This is a genomic window from Emticicia soli (genome assembly GCF_037860775.1).
Taxonomy (GTDB): Bacteria; Bacteroidota; Bacteroidia; order Cytophagales; family Spirosomataceae; genus Emticicia; species Emticicia soli.
In genome coordinates this window covers 138,761-159,561 of sequence record NZ_JBBEWC010000009.1, presented here as the reverse complement: position 1 = coordinate 159,561, position 20,801 = coordinate 138,761, and the positions used below count along the sequence as shown (strand labels likewise).

The window sequence follows — 20,801 nt, the reverse complement described above, 5'->3', positions numbered from 1 at the left end:
CCCCCTGCTCTCTGCTATTCAGATTTCAAAGATTTTATCGGATTTGTTAATGCTGCTTTAGCGGCCTGATAACTTACTGTAAGGAATGCAATTAATAAGGTAGTTAATCCGGCAATAAGGTATATCCACCAGTGCAGTTCTATCTGATAAGCAAAGTTTTTCAACCATTGGCGCATCAACCAGTAGCCAGCCGGAAATGCAATTGCGCAAGCAATAATTACCAGTTTCATAAAATCTTTAGAAAAAAGCCCTATTATTTGCCCAACTGTGGCACCTAATACTTTTCTGACACCTATTTCTTTAGTGCGCTGCTCGGCACTAAATGCGGCCAAGCCAAACAGACCCAAACAAGCAATAAAAATGGTGATTAACATAAAATAGGTAATAGTGCCAGATGTTTTCTCTTCTTTCTGATAGTTTTTCTGGAAATCCTGGTCGAGGAAATAATATTCAAATGGTGAAGCAGGATTAATCTTTTTCCATATTTGTTCAATATCAGCAATGGTAGATTCAAAATCACCTTTTTGAACATGAGCAATAAAAAAATTATGTTGATTGTCTACCAGTTTTACCATTCCATAAGGGCCAATAGCTTCATGCAGACTATGGAAATTGAAGTCTTTTACAACACCTACTATTTCTTTGCGTAAAATCTGTCCTCGTTCTTCATAATTGATTTTCTTACCCACGGCGTTTTCAGCAGTATAGCCTAATTGCTTTACTGCCGATTCATTTAATATGATTGCATTAGAGTCAGCCTTTGGGTTCTTTGAAAAAGACCGCCCGTACAATACTTTATAGCCCAGCGTTTCGATGTAATCGTCGTTTACCCTTGCAAAATTAATATCTACTTTTTCTTCAAGACTCTTGCCTTCGGCGTAGAAAAACTGATCTTCTATAAGCTGAATACCTGGATAACTTGTACCTGCCGTTGCCGAAATTACATTGTTTTTTTTCAATACTTCATTTTTCAATGCAGTATAGTTGTTGGCAGTGGCGGCGCTTCTGAAAGGAATAATCAATTGGTGGTCTTTATTAAAACCTAAATCCTGATTTCTGATTAAGCTCATTTGGCGCCAGATAACCATTGTTACCAAAATAAGCGTAACAGAAATAGTAAACTGAAAAACCACTAGCCCCTTACGGATAAAAGTAGCCGAAATACTATTGATTAAGCGCCCTTTTAGTACTGCAATTGGTTTAAATGATGACAAGTAAAATGATGGGTATAACCCTGCTAATACGGCTGTTACTATAGTAAGCCCACTTATCCAGATAAAAATGCTAGGTGTTTTAAAAATATCAATACTCTTTTGTGTGAAACTATTAAAAGCAGGCAGGCTTATTTGTACCAATAAAAGGGCAATAAACAATGCAATAAACGACATGATAAGAGACTCTCCCAAAAACTGTTTTACTAAGGCATTTTTATTCGCTCCCATTACCTTTCTTACGCCTACTTCTTTAGCACGTTTTTCTGAACGAGCCGTAGAAAGGTTCATGAAATTGATACAGGCTATCAATAAAAGAAAAGCCGCTATTGAACTGAATATGTAGACGTAGGTCATGCTACCATTGGCCGAAATTTCATTACCAATAGCCGATTTCAGGTATATATCATGCAATGGTTGTAAGAATAATGTTTTTGTTACATTAATCGCCCTCATATCTGTCCCTCCATTTCTTTCCCAGAAAGATGGCAGTTTTCTCTCAAACGAAGCCACGTTTGTACCTGGCTTCAGTTTTATATAAGTATGAAACAGGCTATTAACCGCCCAGTTAGTCTGGCTATTTACCCACTGACCAATATCACCATTTTGCATAGAAAGCAATAAATGGGCATCAATATGAGATTTTTGTTGTTTGTCTCTGAAAACTCCTTTTATGGTATAATTAAGCTTGCCATAAGGTATTTCTACATTAATAACTTTATCGACCGGATTTTCATTACCAAATATTTTATTGGCAACTGTCTCCGAAATCACAATCGTGTTAGGCTGATTTAGCGCTGTTTGCCCGTTGCCGTATTTAAAATCATACGTAAAAATATTGAAGAACGTGTTGTCTACATAATACGCATTGGTTTCATAAAACTGCTTGTCGGCCTTTTCATTGGTTAATAGCACTTTATCAATATTCGGGAAGTTCAGCAAACGAGTTGTCTCTTCTACTTCTGCAAAATCTTTTTTGATTCCTTGAGCTACCGGAGCTGCCATCGATGACCACCGCTCATCTCCTGTTTGTAGCGCTACCCTAAAAATCTGTGCGCCATCTTTATGGTGTTTGTCATAACTTAATTCGTCTATGACATAGAGCATAATGAGCAAACAGGTAGCCAGCCCTACCGACAAACCAAAGATATTTATGAAAGAAAAGGTTTTACTTCTCAGTAAATTCCGAAAGGCGATTTTTAAATAATTGCGTATCATTTGAGAGGGCTTTGGGCAAAGAGGTAAGCGCATAGGGCAAAACCTCTGCCCTATGCCCCATTCTCTCTGCTATTCAGTTTTTAATGATTTAACCGGATTAGCCAATGCGGCTTTAATAGCCTGATAACTTACTGTGAGCAATGTAATGAGCATAGACATTACAAGCACTAGCAAGAATACACCTACACCAATACTTATCTTATATTTATAATCGCTGAGCCATTCGGTCATGGCATACCACGCAATTGGCGATGCTATGGCACATGAGATAATAATAAGAATTAAAAAGTCTTTTGAAAGCAATCCCCATAGATTGGCCACACTAGCACCGAGTACTTTTCTGACCCCTATCTCTTTTTTACGTTGTTCGGCCATAAATGACGCTAAACCAAACAAACCTAAACATGAAATAAAAATGGCTAACCCTGAAATAATAGCAACCAGATTACCTATGAGTTCTTCATAATTAAACTTGCTGGCATACTCAACATCTGCAAATTTGTAATCGAACGGATAACCAGGATTATATTTATCGAATATTGGTTTAATGGCTTTAATAGCTTCAGACGACGATGCAGTAGGGGTAAATCTGACATTAAGAAAGTTTGTCCAGTCTTTCTCGAATACAATGGTAAGTGGCGCAACATCTCTGTAAGGCGAGTCCATCAGAACATCAGGTATTACACCAACTACTCTTCGCTCCTGCTCATTCCATTTTACTATTTCGCCTACCGGATTTTTTAATCCCATGCGTTTTACAGCCGCTTCATTCAAAATCACGCCTACTGAGTCGGTCGAATATTCTTTTGAAAAATCTCTACCTTCTTTTAATTTAATACCTATGGTTTTAATGTAATCGTAGTTGGTAGCAATCGTGTTAAATAGCGCCGATTTATCGTCAGGAGTTGAGCCTTTCCACTCCCAACCACTATTGTTACTCCAGATTTGTGTAGGAGGCGAATTTGATTTACAAATCGATGATACCATACCCGTAGCAATCAGTTCATTTTTCAAGGCATCATAATTTCTCATCAGATCGCCCGAGCTTCCTACCGAAATCAGAGCTTTGTTATCGAATCCAATCGGACGATTTTTAGCATATTGTATTTGTTGATAGATAATAACAGTACCTATCATTAATACAATTGAGAACGTAAATTGCACTACTACCAGTATTTTACGTGGTAAAGAAGCATTTTTGCCTACATGTACGCCGCCTTTAAGAATTTTAACCGGATTGAACGAAGATAAATAAAGTGCAGGATAGCTGCCGGCCAATAGGCCTGTAATAAGTGTAAAGCCTATCATAATCAACCAGAATACAGGATTAGTAAACTCAATTACCATCTGTTTTTCAGTGAGTTTATTAAAATAAGGCAACGAAATAGCTACAAGTAAAAATGCTACAGCCAGAGATATAAAAGCAATGAGTATTGACTCACTTAAAAACTGACTGATTAACTGTTGACGTGCCGAACCTACCGCTTTACGAACCCCAACTTCTTTGGCACGTTTTTCAGAACGAGCAGTGCTCAGGTTCATAAAATTAATACACGCAATTACTAAAACGAAAATACCAAATATACCAAATAGCCTTACATACTTAATGAACCCTCCGGTATTTTTACCTTCTGTGAAATCAGAATATAAACGCCATTTAGCCATCGGATGTACAAATACTTCCGGCTTAATGCTCTTTTGCATCAACTGGTTTTCTTTAAAGTGGTCTAATACCACATTTTTGATTCTGGCGTTAGTTTTTTCAGGGTCAACACCATCTTTTAATTGCACAAAAGCCTGCCATGAGTTATTACCCCAGTTGGTTTTATGAAATTTGGCTATCCAGTCATATATTTTTTCCTGCAATTGCCAAGGTATCAGGTAGTCAAATTGCAGATTGGCATTTTTAGGTTGTTTTTGTACTACCCCTGTTACTTTTAAATCTACTGTGTTATCAACTCTTAATATCTGGCCAACAGGGTTTTTATCTCCAAAAATTGTTTTAGCTGTTTCGTCAGTTAATACAATAGAATAAGGTTCTTTTAAGGGATTCTTATCTCCATTGAGTACTTTCAACGAAAACATATCAATGGCATCTTCACCAATGAAATGCCCATATTTAAGAAACTTCTGATTGCCTGTTACTAAAGAGCGATTGCCCCCCCAGTCACACATAACAGTAGCTTTAAAGTCGGGAAACTTAGCTCTTAACTCATCTCCCATCGGAAAAGGTATTGCATCTTGTGTTCCACGGCGCCCATCAAAAGTCTGGTGCATTTTGATCTGGTAAATACTATTATAATTGGCATGGTGCTTATTGGCCGACATCTCGTCATTTATCCAGAGGCCAATCAACATAGCAACGGCCATGCCAACGGCAAGACCAAAAACATTAATAAACGAGTAAACCTTGCTCTTAGCAAGATTTCTCCAGGCGATTTTCAAGTAATTACGTATCATAAGACCCCTAGCCCCTAAAGGGGGACTTTTTAAAAGTTTATATATTCTATTCCCCAAATCTCCCTTTAAGTAGTGCAACTCCAGATCTTCAATCTGGCGTAAGCAACACCCCTTTAGGGACGGTCCGCCGCTGCGGCTGGGGGCTTTATTCGGATTTTAAACTCTTTATCGGATTCATCAATGCTGCTTTTATGGCTTGGTAGCTTACTGTCAGTAAAGTAATACCTAAAGCACCAGCACCAGTTACTACAAAAATCCACCACGATATTTCGGTATGATAATTATACTTTACAAGCCATTGGTTCATAAAATAATAAGCTATCGGTGCAGCAAGCATACAAGAGATAATTACCAATATCACAAAGTCTTTAGACAACATACCCCATAAGCTGCTTATACTAGCACCCAACACTTTGCGGATACCTATTTCTTTGGTACGTTGCTCGGCTACAAAAGAAGCCAATCCAAAAAGACCAAGACAAGAGATAAGGATGGCAAGCAAAGCAAAGAAAGTAGCTAATTTACCTATGTGTTCTTCCTGACTGAATTTAAAACCGTATTCGGCATCGATAAATTTATAATCAAATAAGGCTGATGGTACTATTTCTTTAAAAACTGCCTCTATTTTAGGCAAGGCTTCGCTGGCACTAGCACTAGGTTTTATTTTAATAATCATCTGGCTCACATCGTTGTATTTCGGGTCCAGAAAATAGAAAGAACGTTTCACAGGGTCATACGGCGACTCCATCACTAAATCTTTTACCACACCAATAATCTGCCAGCTTTTTTTGCCGTCGTCATCTTCATTAGTAATAAATTCGCCCACAGGATTCTTTAAGCCTAAGTACTTGGCTGCTGTTTCGTTGATAATAATAGCGCTCGAATCTGTAGCATATATTCTCGAGAAATCACGTCCTTCTTTTATTTTCCAGTCTATTAGTTTACCAAAATCATGAGTTACGTTAATAACGCCAAAATCAGATGCTAATTCAGGGTCTTTGCCTTTCCAGGTAAAACCTCCGGCATTACTCCATATTTCGGTCAGTGGGCTTGAAGAAAGTGCCATATTTTCAACCATGCCTGTATTAAGCAATTTTGCTTTTATTACATCTTGCTTACCCTCATAATTAGGGTCATTGAGTGCTACTTTAATCAGCCCTTCTCTGTTATAGCCCACGGGTCTGTTACGTGCATGGTTAATTTGCTGATAAACCACAATAGTACCAACTATCAACACGACTGAAACCGTAAACTGCACAACCACCAACACCTTGCGAGGCAATGAGGAGAATCGACCTAATTTGAAAGTACCTTTCAGTACTTTTACAGGCTGAAATGATGATAAATAGAATGCAGGATACGTACCCGCCACAGAAGCAGTAAAGATGATAAAGCCGATACTGATTAACCAGAAAAGCGCATCAGTAAATGGTATCGACATACCTTTGTCGGCCAGATTATTAAACCAAGGCAAGGCTACTATCACAAAACCAAGAGCTAGTGCAAAGGCAAATAAAACAACCAGAAAAGACTCGCTCAGAAACTGTTGAACCAATTGTATTCTGACAGAGCCAATGGCTTTGCGGATACCTACTTCTTTGGCACGTTTTTCTGAACGGGCAGTGCTCAAATTCATAAAATTGATACATGCCAATAGCAATACAAAAATACCTACTATACCAAACAGCCATACGAAAGTAATGCGGCCGCCTGATACTTTACCGTCTTTAAAATCGGAGTATAACCGCCATTGTTCCATCGGATACAAGAATATTGCCGGGCTATATTTTCTCCAATCGTCGGCTATTTGTTTAGGTGTGTTTTTATCATAAAAACCCTTTAGAGCTGTGCTCGCCTGCTCAATTGATACGTTGGGTTGCAGTTGTACAAAAACATTAAACGAGCTATTGTTCCACTCGTTTTCGCATTGTTTCACCCAGTCGTTTGATGATACCCACAAAGCCCACGGCGAAAAAAACTGTATTTCGCTGAAACGATTATTTTTGGGCATATCCTCAAATACTCCTGTAACCACTACATCCATGCGGTTGTCGATTTTCAGGTTTTTGTTCACAGGGTTCTCATCGCCAAAAATAGCCTTAGCCGTAGATGCAGACAAAATGATAGAATGCGGGTCTTTTAACGATTCTGCTGAACCTTTTAACATTTTAAGCGAAAGCATATCTATCACTTCACCTTCAATAAACTCACCTCTTTTCGGGAACTTGTTATTATCTGCCGAAAGTGTGTAGTCGCCTACCCAAAAAGCCATCAATACGTGTCTAAAATAATGCTTATAATTATTTTTAAGAGCTGTACCAAGCGGAAACTGTAAGGCAGGGCCGTTTCTGGTAATTCCTGTGTTGGGGTCTGTACTTTCAGTGCGCACTTGTGCAATAGATTCATAGTTCTTATGATATTTATTGTAAGCCAGTTCGTCGTAAATCCAGAGGCCAATCAATATCGCTACCGACATACCCACGGCAAGTCCACCAATATTGATGAATGAATAAACCTTGTTCTTACCAAGATTTCTGAATGCGATTTTGAAATAGTTAAGTATCATAATTTTGTGCTTAGGGCAGAGGGGAAAGAGCTACGGGCTGAAATAAAATCTATGCAACTGCCCTTTACTATCTGCTATTCTGTTTTTAATGATTTAACCGGATTCACTAATGCTGCTTTCACAGCCTGATAACTTACCGTTAATAATGTGAGCGATAATGCGCCTAAGGCTGATGCAGCAAATATCCACCACGAAAGTTCGGTATGATAGGTATATTTCTGCAACCAGTTGTTCATGAAATAATAGGCTATTGGTGCTGCTATAACACAAGAGATTATAACGAGTACTACAAAGTCTTTAGAGAGCATTTGCCATAGATTGCTTACACTGGCACCGAGTACTTTGCGGATACCGATTTCTTTGGTGCGTTGTTCGGCTACAAAAGAGGCTAATCCAAAAAGCCCGAGACAAGAAATGAAAATAGCCAGAATAGCAAATACTGTAGATAATCTACCAATATGCTGCTCTTGAGCGAATTTTTTATTATAGTCTTCATCTACAAATTTATAGTCAAAAGATGCTGAGGGCACAAGTTTATGGAATACAGCTTCTATCTTTGGCAAGGCTTCAGTCGGGCTCACAGTTGGTTTAATGCGCATAGTCATTTGTCTTGAGCTCTTGCTAAAATCTAAAAAGTAAAATGAACCATTAATATCATCGTAGGGTGACTGAATAATCATATCCTTGGTTACGCCTATAATCTGCCAGACAAATTTTCCGTCTTCGGTTTTGATATATTCCCCTATAGGATTTTTCAAGCCTATGTATTTGGCAGCAGCTTCATTCAAAATTACGCCTGCTGAATCAGTTTTATAATCACTCGAAAAGTCACGGCCGGCTATTATTTTCCAATCTAGCATTTTGCCAAAATCGGCCGTTACCCTGAATTTATTAAAACCCGAAGGTGTTTCTGGTGATTTACCTTTCCAGATAAAGCCACTCGACCTGTTAGAAATCGAAGTTAAAGTACTGTTAGAAAGTGCTACTTCTGATACTACACCTGAATTTAATAATTCGCTTTTGAACAAATCATATTTACCCTCATAATTTGGATCATTTAAACTAATAGTTACTAAGCCCTCTTGGCTATACCCAACCGGGCGATTTTTGGCGTGCTGAATTTGTTGGTAAACTACAATGGTTCCTATAATCATTACCACCGAAATAGTGAACTGAAAAACTACCAATACCTTGCGGGGAGTTTCTGCAAAACGACCTGTTTTAAAAGTACCTTTAAGTACCTTAATAGGCTGAAAAGAAGATAAATATAAAGCAGGATAAAGACCCGTAAGCACACCCGTTAGAGCGATAAAAGCAGCACTTGCTAACCAGAAATACAGATTGGTAAATGGCAAGGCAATATCTTTATCTGCCAATTCATTAAACCCACGTAATGATAAGAATATAAGCAGGCACGATAAAACAAACGATACTAATACAACTAAGAACGATTCGCTGAAAAACTGACTAATCAACTGGCTACGAACCGAACCGATAGCTTTGCGGATACCTACTTCTTTGGCACGTTTCTCTGAACGGGCAGTACTTAAATTCATAAAATTGATTGAAGCCAGTAAGAGCACAAAAATGCCAATAATACCAAATAGCCACACAAACGTAATGCGCCCGCCTGCTGGTCGACCATCGGTAAAATCAGAATATAAATGCCATTGTTTCATCGGAAAAACAAATATTTCCGGCTTATAGCTCTCCAACAGTTTATAATAGTCTCTGGGTGCATTTTTGGCAAAAAAATCTTTTAGTCCGGCCTGTGCTGTCTCAAGCCTAACATTTGGTTGTAGTTCTACATAAATACCAAAAGAAGTATTATCCCAATTATTCACATTTCCTTTCACCCATTCATTCGATGCCACAAATAAGTCCCACGGCGTAAAAAACTCTACCTCACCAAAGCGTGAGTTTTTAGGTAAGTCTTCGTAAATTCCCGTTACTGTTACATCAATTTTATTATCGATTTTCAGGCTTTGATTAATTGGGTCAGCACTGCCAAACATAGCTTCGGCAGTAGATTTTGATAAAACAATCGAGTGAAGGTCTTTCAAACCATCGTAAGAGCCTTTTATCATTTTCAGAGAAAGCATTTCAAGAATACCAGGCTCAACAAAATGGCCTCTTCGGTTGAGTTTTTTTTCTCCCAGCTTTAAAGTATAATCACTCACTGCCCATGAAGTAAGCACCTTATTGAATAAATGCTTATAATTTGCTTTCAATGCGGTACTCATAGGAATCTGCATGTGCGGGCTACCTTCGCTAACGCCGGTAGTTGGCTCGGTAGAAATAGAGCGTATCTGCCCTATTTTCTCATAATTCTTATGGTACTTATTAGCGTTTATTTCATCAAAAATCCATAGCCCAATCAACATAGCTACCGACATACCAACAGCCAGCCCACCAATATTGATGAATGAATAAACCTTGTTCTTACCAAGATTTCTGAATGCGATTTTGAAATAGTTAAGTATCATAATTTTGTGCTTAAGGCAGAGAGGAAAGAGCTAAGGGTTGAAATAAAATCTATGCCACTGCCCTTTAGTCTCTGCTATTCTGTTTTTAATGATTTCACCGGATTCACTAATGCTGCTCTTATAGCCTGATACCCGACTGTTACTACGGCTACCAGCATTGCCCCTAAACCGGAAGCAATAAAAATCCACCACGATATTTCTACTTTATATTCAAAATTTTCAAGCCATTTGTGCATCAGATAATAGGCAATCGGGCTGGCAATGAGTATAGATATGATTACTAGTTTCAGAAAATCTTTGCTTAGTAATGCCGTAATACCCAATACACCAGCTCCAAGTACTTTTCTGATACCAACCTCTTTTGTACGGCTCTCGGTAGTAAAAGTGGCTAATCCGAAGAGCCCCAAACAAGCAATTACAATAGCCCAGATTGATGACGTAGTGAATATTTTACTATATTGTTGCTCGGTAGCGTACTGTTTATTAAAATTCTCATCGACAAAGAAATACTCATACGGATTCCCCGGAAAATTGGTTTTATACAGCTTTTCAAGGCTTGCAATTTTATCTTGTATTTTGTCAGGTGTTACTCTAACTGTGTAATAAGCCGATGAATTTTGCGGATAAAAAATAATAGGATCAATGGCTGTCTGCACACCTCTGTGATGGTAGTTTTTCACAACTCCTATAATTTCTAAAGGCCGCTCGTCCCACTGTATACGTTTATTAACTGCTTCTTCGGCCGAAGCAAAACCTAATGATTGTACTGCTCTTTCATTAAGTAATATTTTGCTGTTATCATTCCAGTCAACATTACACTCGGCAGCAGTAAAATTCCTGCCTGCTTTTAATTTTATTTCGTAGGTATTCAAGAATCGCTCACCAATAATGGCAAAAGAATACGTTTTGAGTTCATCGCCGGGTTTAGACTTTGGCTGTGTAAAACCAGAGGTCATAAAATTATACCACCCGCTTGGAACACTGCCTGACGCACAGTAATCTTTCACAAAACTTTGTTGCGATAGTCCATCAACAAAAGCCGTCTTACGTGCACCATAAGTACTATCTTTGCTTACTTCCGGGCCTTTTACAACCAATAACTGATGTGTATTGATGCCCAAATCTTTATTTTGCATGAAGTGCAACTGGCGATAAATTAAGACTGTACCTAGAATAAGCATAATAGAAATACTAAACTGCGACACCACCAATGCTTTACGTAAAAATATACCTTTTGATTGCTTACCTAATTTACCTTTCAGCGTTTCGATAGGATTAAAGTTTGACAACACTAAAGCAGTTAAAGCACCCGAAAGAATAGACCCCAATAACAACAAGCCCAAACCTACCATAGAAACAGACGAAAACTGTATGGTTTTAAATGAAAGTTCTTTACCAATCAGGTCGTTAAAAAACGGTTGAAAGGCATAAACAAAAAATGCAGACAAGATAAAACCTAACATATTTACCAAGATAGCTTCACCCAAAAACTGGCCAATCAAATGCCACTGAGTAGCGCCAATTACTTTTCTTACACCTACTTCATTTGCTCTTTTTAAAGAATTAGCCGTTGAGAGATTAATGTAATTGAACCAAGCAATCAGAATTATAAGAAAGGCTATACCTCCTAACATATAGACGTATTTCAGATTACCGGTTGTCTGATAGGTATCACTCAGCGATGCTGCCAGATGCATATTGGCAAAGGGTTGTAAGCGAAAACGTACACCATCTTTTTCGTTCCCTAGTTTAGCTCGCATATCTGATAATTTCTTCTCAAATGCCTTTGGGTCTACCCCTTTATTAAGCAGAAAAAAGGTATTGATATATTGCGAATCAAGGTTTGTAAGCGTAGCCCAGTTATTACCATTTAGATTAGCAGGGTTTTTCAGTGTTTCTAATGAAAACACCATATCATATCTGATATCCGAATTATCGAGCATATCGGCAAAAATACCCTCTATGGTATAGCTTGCTGTACCAAACTGATTATCTAGCGTGAGTAACTGTCCGATGGGGTTTTCGGTGCCAAAATATTTCTTTGCTGTGGTTTCAGACAAAAAAACAGTATTTGGTTTTTCTAAAGCCTTAGTATTGCCTGCCACTAAAGGGAAACTGAAAAAATCAAAAAAATTTCTTTCGGCAAAACCAATGTTTGCCTCACGGAATGGTTCACTGTTTACACTTGATTTTCTGACTACACCTTTGGTAATTCCTTGTTCAAAACGACAGAAATCTTTGATTTCCGGAAAAGTTTCTTTGGCTTTTAATGCCCAGCCTGGTTCGATTTCAGCCCATGAATTACCACGTATATCTTCATTTAACAAACGATAGGTGTCTGATAAGTTTTTATGGAAATTATTTACGCTTTTTTCGAGACTGATGTATTCAAGAATGAATAAAAAAGCGGTTACACCCATTGCCAAACCAACAATGTTGATAAAGCTATATATCTTGTTACGAACAAGGTTTCTAAATGCGATTTTGAAATAGTTCTGTAGCATACCCCTAGCCCCTAAAGGGGGACTTTTTTAAGTTAGATAATTCTTTTCTTACTCCCCCTCTACTTCAATTAGGCGTAACCACCACCCCTTTGGGAGCGGTGGTATTACTCTGACTTCAATGATTTAACCGGATTCACCAACGCAGCTCTTATAGCCTGATAGCTTACTGTTAATAATGCAATGAGTAAAGAAATAAAAGCCGAGCCAATAAATACCCACCAATGAATTTCGACTTTATAGGCAAAGTTTTGCAGCCAGCTATTCATCAAAAATATGGCTAACGGAATAGCTACTACTGCGGCTATTACTACCAATTTCATAAAATCTTTATTCAACAAAAGGAATATAGAAGTTACACTCGCACCTAAAACTTTTCTTACACCTATTTCTTTTACTCTTTGTTGGGCAGTAAAGGCAGCCAAACCAAACAAACCAAGACAAGCCAATAAAACAGAAATGATAGCAAAGTTTAATGAAAGAACGCCTTGTTTTTTCTCTGCCTCGTATTGACGGGCAAAATTCTGATTCAAAAAAGTGATTTCAATAGGATTTATTTTATCAAACTGGCGATACGTTTTTTCAACGTAAGCTAATGCTTCTTCGGTTTTCGACGTATTGATTTTTACATACAAATTATCTTCCTGGCTTGCTTGTGGTGGCATAATAAGTACCACAGGTGCTACTTTATGTTGTAGCGAGTATGTATGAAAATCTTTAAAAACGCCTATTATTTTTCGTTCACCTATCGTTTCTCCATTATAATTTTTTACCTGAACTCTTTTACCTATCGGATTCGAATATCCTAGCTGTTTGGCTAAGGTTTCATTGATAAGTGCGGCCTCGGTAACATCGCTAAGCTTATTTTCCGAGAAATTTTCGCCCTGCTTCATTTTAATATCCATCGTTGGTACAAACGAGGCATTTACCATTAGTTCTTGTACTACTGTAGAATTAGTAGAAATAGACTCATCTGTTTTCTCGAAGAAATAAGGCATTTGTCCGAGATTATTGTTACCAATCGGGTTACCGGCAGTTGCCACATTTTCTATCAACGGATTTTTCATTAATTGCTCTCTTAAAGCAGCTACTTTCGAGCGTAGGTTTCTATCGTCAATATGTATCGTTACTACTTGTTTTCTGTTAAAACCAAGGTCAGTGTTCTCTGAAAACTGTAATTGCTGATAAATAATCCAGGCGCCGGCAATCAAAACTATGGTTGCTACAAACTGGAACACTACTAATGATTTTCGGAAAATAATGCTTTGATTCAAATTCCCTGACAGCCCTTTTAATGCTAAAACAATTTTGAATCGGGAAATGAAAAACGCAGGGTAAGAGCCACTAAGGAAGCCAACAACCAAACTAAACAGAGCAAAAATGGCTATTGAAAAACCACTACCAAATCTGTTGATTTCTAAAGATTTGTCAGCTAATTGATTGAAAAATGGCAACAGAGCACTTATTAAAAATGCTGAAACAACCGAAGCAATAATACTGAGTGTAAGGGCTTCAACAATAAATAAGCCCATTAAATCGGTTTGGGTAGAACCAATAGCTTTGCGCACACCTACCTCACGGGTACGTAAACCTGCTCTGGCTGTTGCCAGATTCATATAGTTTATGATAGCAATAAGCAAAATCAAACCTGCTAATGCCACAAACAGATAAACGCGATTGATAGAACTATTGGCGCTTATTTCGAATTGCAGATTAGAATGCAAATGAATATCACGTATAGGCTGTAATTCCATTTTGTAAGACACTACTGGCATCTCTTTCAAAATGGTTTTTTGTGCAAAAGCCGGAAATTTTGCTTCTAACTTATTTTTATCAACGCCATCGCCTAATAGCAAATAGGTATATAGGTTAGAGTCTTGCCAACCCGCCGTAAAATTGGCAGGTAAAGAACGTAAGCCCTCAAATTGTAAATGTGAATTGCTCGGAATATCCTGCATTACGCCTGTAACCTTATTGGCTACTGTTTTATCAAACACAATAGTCTGATTTAATGCATTTTTGGCATTTCCAAATATCTTATTGGCCAATGTTTCTGTAATAACAATTGTATTTGGCTCTGAGAGGGCAGTTTTAGGATTACCTGCTACGAACGGAAAAGTGAATACATCAAATATATTTTTATCGGTGAAAAGAATATTACCAGCTTTTACGGTTTTATCTTGAAAACTGATAACACCGCCGCCTTCTGGTAATATTCTGACGGCCTCTTTTACTTCTGGAAATTCTGCTTTAAGTGCTGGTGCAAAGGCTGCTGAGGTAACAGCATGGTGGGCTTCGCCTCCCTCCCATTCGGCATGATGCACCAATCTTACAATATTATCTCCCTTGTCATGAAAATTATCAAAACTTAGTTCATCGGCTACATATAATGCAATCAGACAGAATACCGTAAAACCTACGGCTAATCCACCGATATTGATGAAAGAGTAAACCTTGTTTTTTACAAGATTTCTGAATGCGATTTTGAAATAGTTTTGTAGCATGTTTATAAGGCTTAGGGCAGGGGGCTAAGGGTAATGGGCAAAACTCTGCCCTTAGCCCTATGTCCTCTGCTATTCAGATTTCAATGATTTTATCGGATTCATCAACGCCGCTTTTACTACCTGATACCCTACCGTAAGAGTGGCAACAACAAACGTTGAGACAATAGCTAAGATAAATACTTCAACTTTAATATTGATATGAAATTTAAAATCTTGCAGCCAGCTATTCATTACCCACCAGCCAAGCGGCGCGGCAAAAATGAAGGCAAGTACAATAAGACGAGAAAACTCTTTTCCGAAAATCCAGATAATGTTGGCAATGCTGCCACCTAACACTTTTCTGATACCGATTTCTTTGGTTTTTTGTGATACCATAAACGAAACCAGCCCATATAAGCCTAAACAGCCAATAAATATTGCAATACCCGAAAAGGTCTGAATGAGTTTCAGCATGATGTTTTCTGTTTCATAAAACTCTGCAATGCTGGCATCCAGAAACTTGTATTCGTATATCTGGTCTGGGTGTTGTTGCGACCACGTTTTTTCTATGGCATCAAGCGTTCTTTTGGCATTAGCCATATTTATTTTTACGCCATAGTAAGAATAATTTTCTGCCAATGTAGTGATACAAATTGGTGTAATATCTTCATGAAACGATTGGTCGTGGAAATCTTTTACTACCCCTACAATTGTACCTTTGAATTTACCTGCATTGAGTGTAAGTGGCTTACCTATCACTTCGTCGGGAGATTTCAGATTAAGCTTTTTTACAAATGTTTCATTCACCAGACACTCTCTCATGGTATCAGACGGGAACACATTTCTTCCGGTTACTAATTCTAATCCAAAAGTAGACAGATAATCTTCATCGGCTGATTTTACACTTACCCTGAAAACTTCTTCTTCCGGATTATTATTATATCTTGGTGAATTGTTCCAACTGGCTTTATCTGCCGGAGCGCCATAAAATGTCGATACTTTTTCTACACCATTGATACCCGCAATTTTGCTTTTTAGCGTCTTTATGCTGCTCAGATTAGTTTCTGAAGCAATAGGTACTAAAATGGTGGCATCTTTATTAAAACCTAAGTCTGATTTTTGCGCATATTTCATCTGATTTGCAATAACTATCATTCCGATAATAAGCACTTGTGAAATAGCAAATTGCGTAACGATAAGGGTGCGTCGTGTGTTAAAACCACCTATATTTTGTTGAGATAGTTTTCCTTTAAGCGCGAGAACAGGCTGGAATCCGGCAAGAATAAGGCCCGGATAAGAACCCGAAAGAAACGTAACCAGTACAGTTAGTGCGGCAATAAAAGCAGTCAACTGCCAGTCGTTCAATAAATTAATGCTTACCTGAGTGCTAAACCATGTGTTTACAAAAGGTAATCCTAAAAAGGCCAGAAGCATAGCAAGTGTGGCTCCTAAAACGGTTATCATACCTGTTTCAGCGATAAACTGCCAGAAAAGCTGTGTTCTTAAACTACCCAATACTTTTCTTACGCCCACTTCTTTCGAGCGTTTTAGTGCCTGCGCAGTTGCCAGATTAATGAAATTAACACAAGCCGTAACAATCAGGAATAAACCTATGAAAGACAATACCCAAAGATTTTTCTTATCCATAGGGCCATTGTAGCGCCCATCGAAATGCATTTGGTTGATAGGCTGGAGCTTGTAATGATGAACATTTTTAGACGTTGGACGATATTTTTTTACGTAGGCAGGCATTACATTTTCTACTTGCGCCGGCGATATACCCGGGCGTAGCAGCACAAAACACTGCATTGCACTGGCAATACCACCCCACGAATCGTCGCTACCCAACCATTCATTAAAAGTCTTCAAGGTAGGGTACGAAGCATATATATCTGTTTTACGGTCGGTATTACCAGGCAGGTCTTTTAAAATACCTGTAACCTTCAACTCAATACGGTTATCAAGTTTAAATGTTTTGTTGATAGGGTTTTCGTTACCAAAATATTTTTTAGCAGCTTTCTCTGTAAGAATTGCAGTATTAGGTTCAGCTAATACTGTTTTTTTATCTCCTTGTAATAATGGATAATTAAAAATATCGAAGAATTCTGGTTCAGTAAACGCTACACCTTCTGCCTCTTTGAACTTCTTGATTTCGTTGCCTTGTTTTACGCTAATCAATAAATCGTCGAATGTGCAGATACGGGCTACTTTTTCGCCAAAAGTATAATCGTTTCTAAAGGCTTTGCCTAAGGGTGCAGGCACACTAAAAGAATAGCTGATGTTATCGCGGTGTTGTTCGGTAACGATGCGATAAATACGATCAGAGTTTTGGTGGAAGTTATCAAAACTCAGGTGGTGCTTCACTAAAGCAAAAATAAGGATTCCGCAACTCATGCTCAACGCCAGCCCCATGACATTGATTAAGGCATATACCTTATTTCGTTGCAGATTCCTTATTGCTATTTTTAAATAGTTTTTTAACATAGCTTTTTCATAATTTCATAATTCTATATTATAATTAACCAAAGCCATGCCAAAAACACAAACCACTAATAATCAATAAATTAACACAAAACACTTAAAAAAAACTGTCCGATTTCGGACGGGTTTCGTACGTTGACGGACAAGATTTTTGTGTTATTCGGTTTCTTATAGTCAGTGCTTTTTACAGGCATTGTGTACTACTAAAAGAGATAAAACTCTTAGAAATTGAGATAAACCAAAAATACAATGAAATTTATCTGACAATCTGATTACTAATATTTTAGCATCAAAATTTTTATCTGGATTCCAACCATTTTTCATACAAGCGTATCTTAGTAGTATTACCTTAATTCTGATTTTATATGAAAAAACTAATGCTATTATTGAGTTTCATGACTATTATGATGGCTTGCGAAAAAAATGCAGATGATATGTCGGCCAATGCAGATGATCTACCTGCTAATGCTAGCTCAAAAGATGTAGATAATCCGAACGCACCTGTTTCAAGCAAAGACCCAAATACCAACACAAAGCCAACGGAGTATTACTTTGCGGGGTATCAGAACAGTAAAATTGCCGGCTCTGAAAAACTTGGAATGGATATAAAAACAGCACCTGATAACTCTACTACTATTCATCTAGGTGGATACAGTTATGTAAATATGTATGGTGCTGTTTATACCTACAACAAAGCTGATGGCACTATTAAAAACACTGAATTAATCACTACCGAAATGGCTGGCCCTATTGAGGCGATGAATGCAGAAGATGAATTCTATAAGAACCTGGGTAAGGCTACCAAGATTGTTTTTGAAGAGAAACAAGTAAAATTATTTGTGGGTAATCCGGTAAGTGAGGTTTTGACTTTTAAGAAAAGATAGGCTTAGGCTTGTCAATAAAAAAGGCAGTAGAGATATTGTCTATTGCCTTTTTTATTGGTTTTACTAGCTGATTTATTCAGACTTCAAGGATTTCACAGGATTCACCAAAGCCGCCCGAATTGCCTGCCCGCCTACGGTCAGTAAAGCTATAACAATAGTTACAACAGCCGTAAGCGCAAATATTGATACCCCAATAGATATGCGATAAGGGTAGTTTTTGAGCCACTCTTGTGCTGCATAAAACGCCAACGGGAAAGCAAATACAAACGACAATCCTACGAGTTTTAGAAAATCAACAGAGAGTAATTTCACAAGGCTGCTAACCGATGCACCAAGCACTTTGCGGATACCGATTTCTTTGGTACGTTTTTCGGCCGATAAGGTAGCCAGACCAAATAAGCCTATACAAGAGATAAAGATTGTCAACACTGCTCCAAACAGCATGATTTGCTTCCATTTGGCTTCTGCTTCGTATTTTTTCAGGTTTTCGGTTTCCAGGAACTTATAGTCGTATGAATTAATCGGGAAAATTTTTCTGAAAGTCTTTTCGATGTGTTTCAAACTTGCAACCTCTGTATTAGGTTTGATTTTAATATACATTCTCCCGTAATCATTACTTGGCTTCATGGTAAATACCTGAGAACCAATTTCTTGATTCAAGGCATTAAAATGATGGTCTTTTACTACACCTATTACCTTATATTTTGGGTTTTTATCGTACCAGAAATTTATTTCTTGTCCGATTGGGTTTTTCCAACCTGCTTTTTTTACAAAAGTTTCGTTTACCAGCACTGACTGAGTTGAGTCTGACGGAAAATCAGGAGAGAAATTACGACCTTGCAGAATGGGTATTTTCAGCATTGGCAAAAAAGCCGGATTAACCGTTTCATAAGCAAAATCTATTTGTGTTTCTCCGTTAACTCTTGCCACTGTTCCCCAAGAACCACCATTTTTTGGAGCAACAGTAATAATGTTCGGATTTTTTAAAAGTTCATCCGAAAAAAGCTTCGCTTGCGCATGGCTCATTCGCCATTTATCAACCATTATCAGATTTTTATCATCATAGCCCAGTTGTTTCGTAGTCAGGTAATTAAACTGCGAATAAATGGTAAGTGTAGCAATAATCAGAAAAGAAGCCAAACCAAATTGTACTACTACAAGGCTTCTTTGCAAGTAGTTTTTACCTGTCAGGTTAAAGCGGCTGTATAAAGTTTTAATTGGGTCGTAGCCTGATAAAACCAAAGCAGGATAAAATCCGGCAAGTAAACTTGTGATAATAAATAGAATAATGTAGGCAACTATCAATTTGAAATCAAACAAATAAGAGAAAGCTAGTACTTTGTTTGATAATTGATTGAAAGTAGGTAAAACTATTTGCACAAGCCCAATAGCGAGTAAAAATGCTATTAGACATAGTACCGACGATTCGCCCAGGAACTGCATAATCAATTGTTTTCTATCACCGCCTACTACTTTTCTTACACCAATTTCTTTGGCTCGTTTCAACGAACGTGCCACTGTAAGGTTAATAAAATTGATACAGGCTATCAACAAAATAAAGATAGCAATGCTCGACAAGATATAAGAGAAAGTAGGATTACTAGCATCGGTTAAGCCATTGCTCGCTGCAAATTTTGTACTCAGGTGCATATCGGTAATAGGCTGCAAGGCATATCGGGCATTTTCTTTTATATCAAAATCTTTGGCCATTTTCTTAATAGTTTCCTGAGCGTCAGCTTCATACACACGTTGCATATTAGCCTCTGCGCTTGCTTGAGTTGCATTGGGAGACAATACAACAAAAGTATTCAGAAAGAAATTAAACCAGTTTTCTTTGTCTTGATACGCCTCATTTTTAACTATCATAGGTAATAAGAAATCAAACTTCACCGACGAGTTTTGAGGGGCTTTTTTGGCAACACCTGTAATCAGATAAGGCTCTAGTTTTTCTTCTTCTACAAACTCAATAGTTTTACCCAATACATCAGTACTCTTGAAAAGTTTTTCAGCCATTTCGTCTGAAATAACAATAGATTTTGGCTTTTGGAGCGCCGTGGCAGGGTTTCCGCTAATCAGTGGAAAACTAAATACTGAAAAGAAATTAGAATCAGTTTCTAACATCTCATATCCTTTAATTTCTGTCCCTTGACGTATATTTCTAAAATCGCTTCTTACCCTTAAGTAAGATTGAATTTCCCCTACACCGTCTTTAAACTTTGGTCCTTGAAAATATCCGGTAGTACCATCACCTTGTTTTACACTACCATCTGGATTAATCCACTCGGTAGTAATACGATAGATATTGGCACCATTGGCATGAAAACGGTCGTAGCTTACTTCATCTTTGGTATAAAGCATAATAAGCATAGCGGCAGCCAAACCAATACTAAGCCCGGCAATGTTGATAAAACTGTAAACCTTATGCCGAAAAAGGTTTCTCAGTGCGATTTTTAAGTAATTGCGTATCATAATTTTACCCCTAACCCCTAAAGGAGGACTTGTTTAGTTTAT

General features: G+C 37.8%; 9 protein-coding genes. 1 reads left to right on the top strand and 8 read right to left on the bottom strand.

The genetic code is table 11. From position 1 onward, the window contains the following. Positions 1-14: 14 nt before the first annotated feature. From WAE64_RS15985 to WAE64_RS15955, 7 genes are all read right to left on the bottom strand, one after another. Positions 15-2,429, bottom strand: a complete 2,415-nt coding sequence (locus WAE64_RS15985) for an ABC transporter permease (RefSeq protein ID WP_340238199.1) — start codon at positions 2,427-2,429, stop codon at positions 15-17. A 69-nt stretch (positions 2,430-2,498) separates the two neighbouring features. Further along, a complete protein-coding gene (locus WAE64_RS15980; protein ID WP_340238194.1) occupies positions 2,499-4,889 on the bottom strand; it encodes an ABC transporter permease in 2,391 nt (796 codons plus the stop codon). Between the two features lie 145 nt (positions 4,890-5,034). Continuing rightward, positions 5,035-7,455 (bottom strand): ABC transporter permease, encoded by a 2,421-nt coding sequence (locus tag WAE64_RS15975; protein WP_340238188.1) that lies wholly within the window; start codon positions 7,453-7,455, stop codon positions 5,035-5,037. A 74-nt stretch (positions 7,456-7,529) separates the two neighbouring features. After that, positions 7,530-9,941 carry an ABC transporter permease gene (locus WAE64_RS15970; protein ID WP_340238183.1) on the bottom strand — a complete coding sequence of 804 codons (2,412 nt, stop codon included), beginning with the start codon at positions 9,939-9,941 and terminating at the stop codon, positions 7,530-7,532. A 74-nt stretch (positions 9,942-10,015) separates the two neighbouring features. Further along, on the bottom strand, positions 10,016-12,445 hold the full coding sequence (locus WAE64_RS15965) for an ABC transporter permease (protein ID WP_340238177.1): 2,430 nt from the start codon (positions 12,443-12,445) through the stop codon (positions 10,016-10,018). A gap of 104 nt (positions 12,446-12,549) precedes the next feature. Beyond that, on the bottom strand, positions 12,550-14,946 hold the full coding sequence (locus WAE64_RS15960) for an ABC transporter permease (protein ID WP_340238173.1): 2,397 nt from the start codon (positions 14,944-14,946) through the stop codon (positions 12,550-12,552). A gap of 69 nt (positions 14,947-15,015) precedes the next feature. Then, entirely contained in the window at positions 15,016-17,409 is a 2,394-nt protein-coding gene (locus WAE64_RS15955) for an ABC transporter permease (RefSeq protein ID WP_340238169.1), read from the bottom strand. 362 nt (positions 17,410-17,771) lie between these two features. Here WAE64_RS15955 and WAE64_RS15950 point away from each other — a divergent pair, with 362 nt between their 5' ends. After that, positions 17,772-18,290: an META domain-containing protein gene (locus tag WAE64_RS15950; protein ID WP_340238164.1), complete on the top strand. Its 519-nt coding sequence runs from the start codon at positions 17,772-17,774 to the stop codon at positions 18,288-18,290. Between the two features lie 72 nt (positions 18,291-18,362). Here the strand turns inward: WAE64_RS15950 and WAE64_RS15945 are convergent, their stop codons facing one another. Then, positions 18,363-20,759, bottom strand: a complete 2,397-nt coding sequence (locus tag WAE64_RS15945; protein ID WP_340238160.1) for an ABC transporter permease — start codon at positions 20,757-20,759, stop codon at positions 18,363-18,365. Positions 20,760-20,801 lie beyond the last annotated feature (42 nt).

Excerpts from the sequence above, each read along its gene's own strand:
- WAE64_RS15955 (WP_340238169.1), bottom strand. The coding sequence starts at position 17,409 with ATGTTAAAAAACTATTTAAAAATAGCAATAAGGAATCTGCAACGAAAT.
- WAE64_RS15950 (WP_340238164.1), top strand. The coding sequence starts at position 17,772 with ATGAAAAAACTAATGCTATTATTGAGTTTCATGACTATTATGATGGCT.
- WAE64_RS15975 (WP_340238188.1), bottom strand. The coding sequence starts at position 7,455 with ATGATACTTAACTATTTCAAAATCGCATTCAGAAATCTTGGTAAGAAC.
- WAE64_RS15985 (WP_340238199.1), bottom strand. The coding sequence starts at position 2,429 with ATGATACGCAATTATTTAAAAATCGCCTTTCGGAATTTACTGAGAAGT.
- WAE64_RS15970 (WP_340238183.1), bottom strand. The coding sequence starts at position 9,941 with ATGATACTTAACTATTTCAAAATCGCATTCAGAAATCTTGGTAAGAAC.
- WAE64_RS15945 (WP_340238160.1), bottom strand. The coding sequence starts at position 20,759 with ATGATACGCAATTACTTAAAAATCGCACTGAGAAACCTTTTTCGGCAT.
- WAE64_RS15965 (WP_340238177.1), bottom strand. The coding sequence starts at position 12,445 with ATGCTACAGAACTATTTCAAAATCGCATTTAGAAACCTTGTTCGTAAC.
- WAE64_RS15960 (WP_340238173.1), bottom strand. The coding sequence starts at position 14,946 with ATGCTACAAAACTATTTCAAAATCGCATTCAGAAATCTTGTAAAAAAC.
- WAE64_RS15980 (WP_340238194.1), bottom strand. The coding sequence starts at position 4,889 with ATGATACGTAATTACTTGAAAATCGCCTGGAGAAATCTTGCTAAGAGC.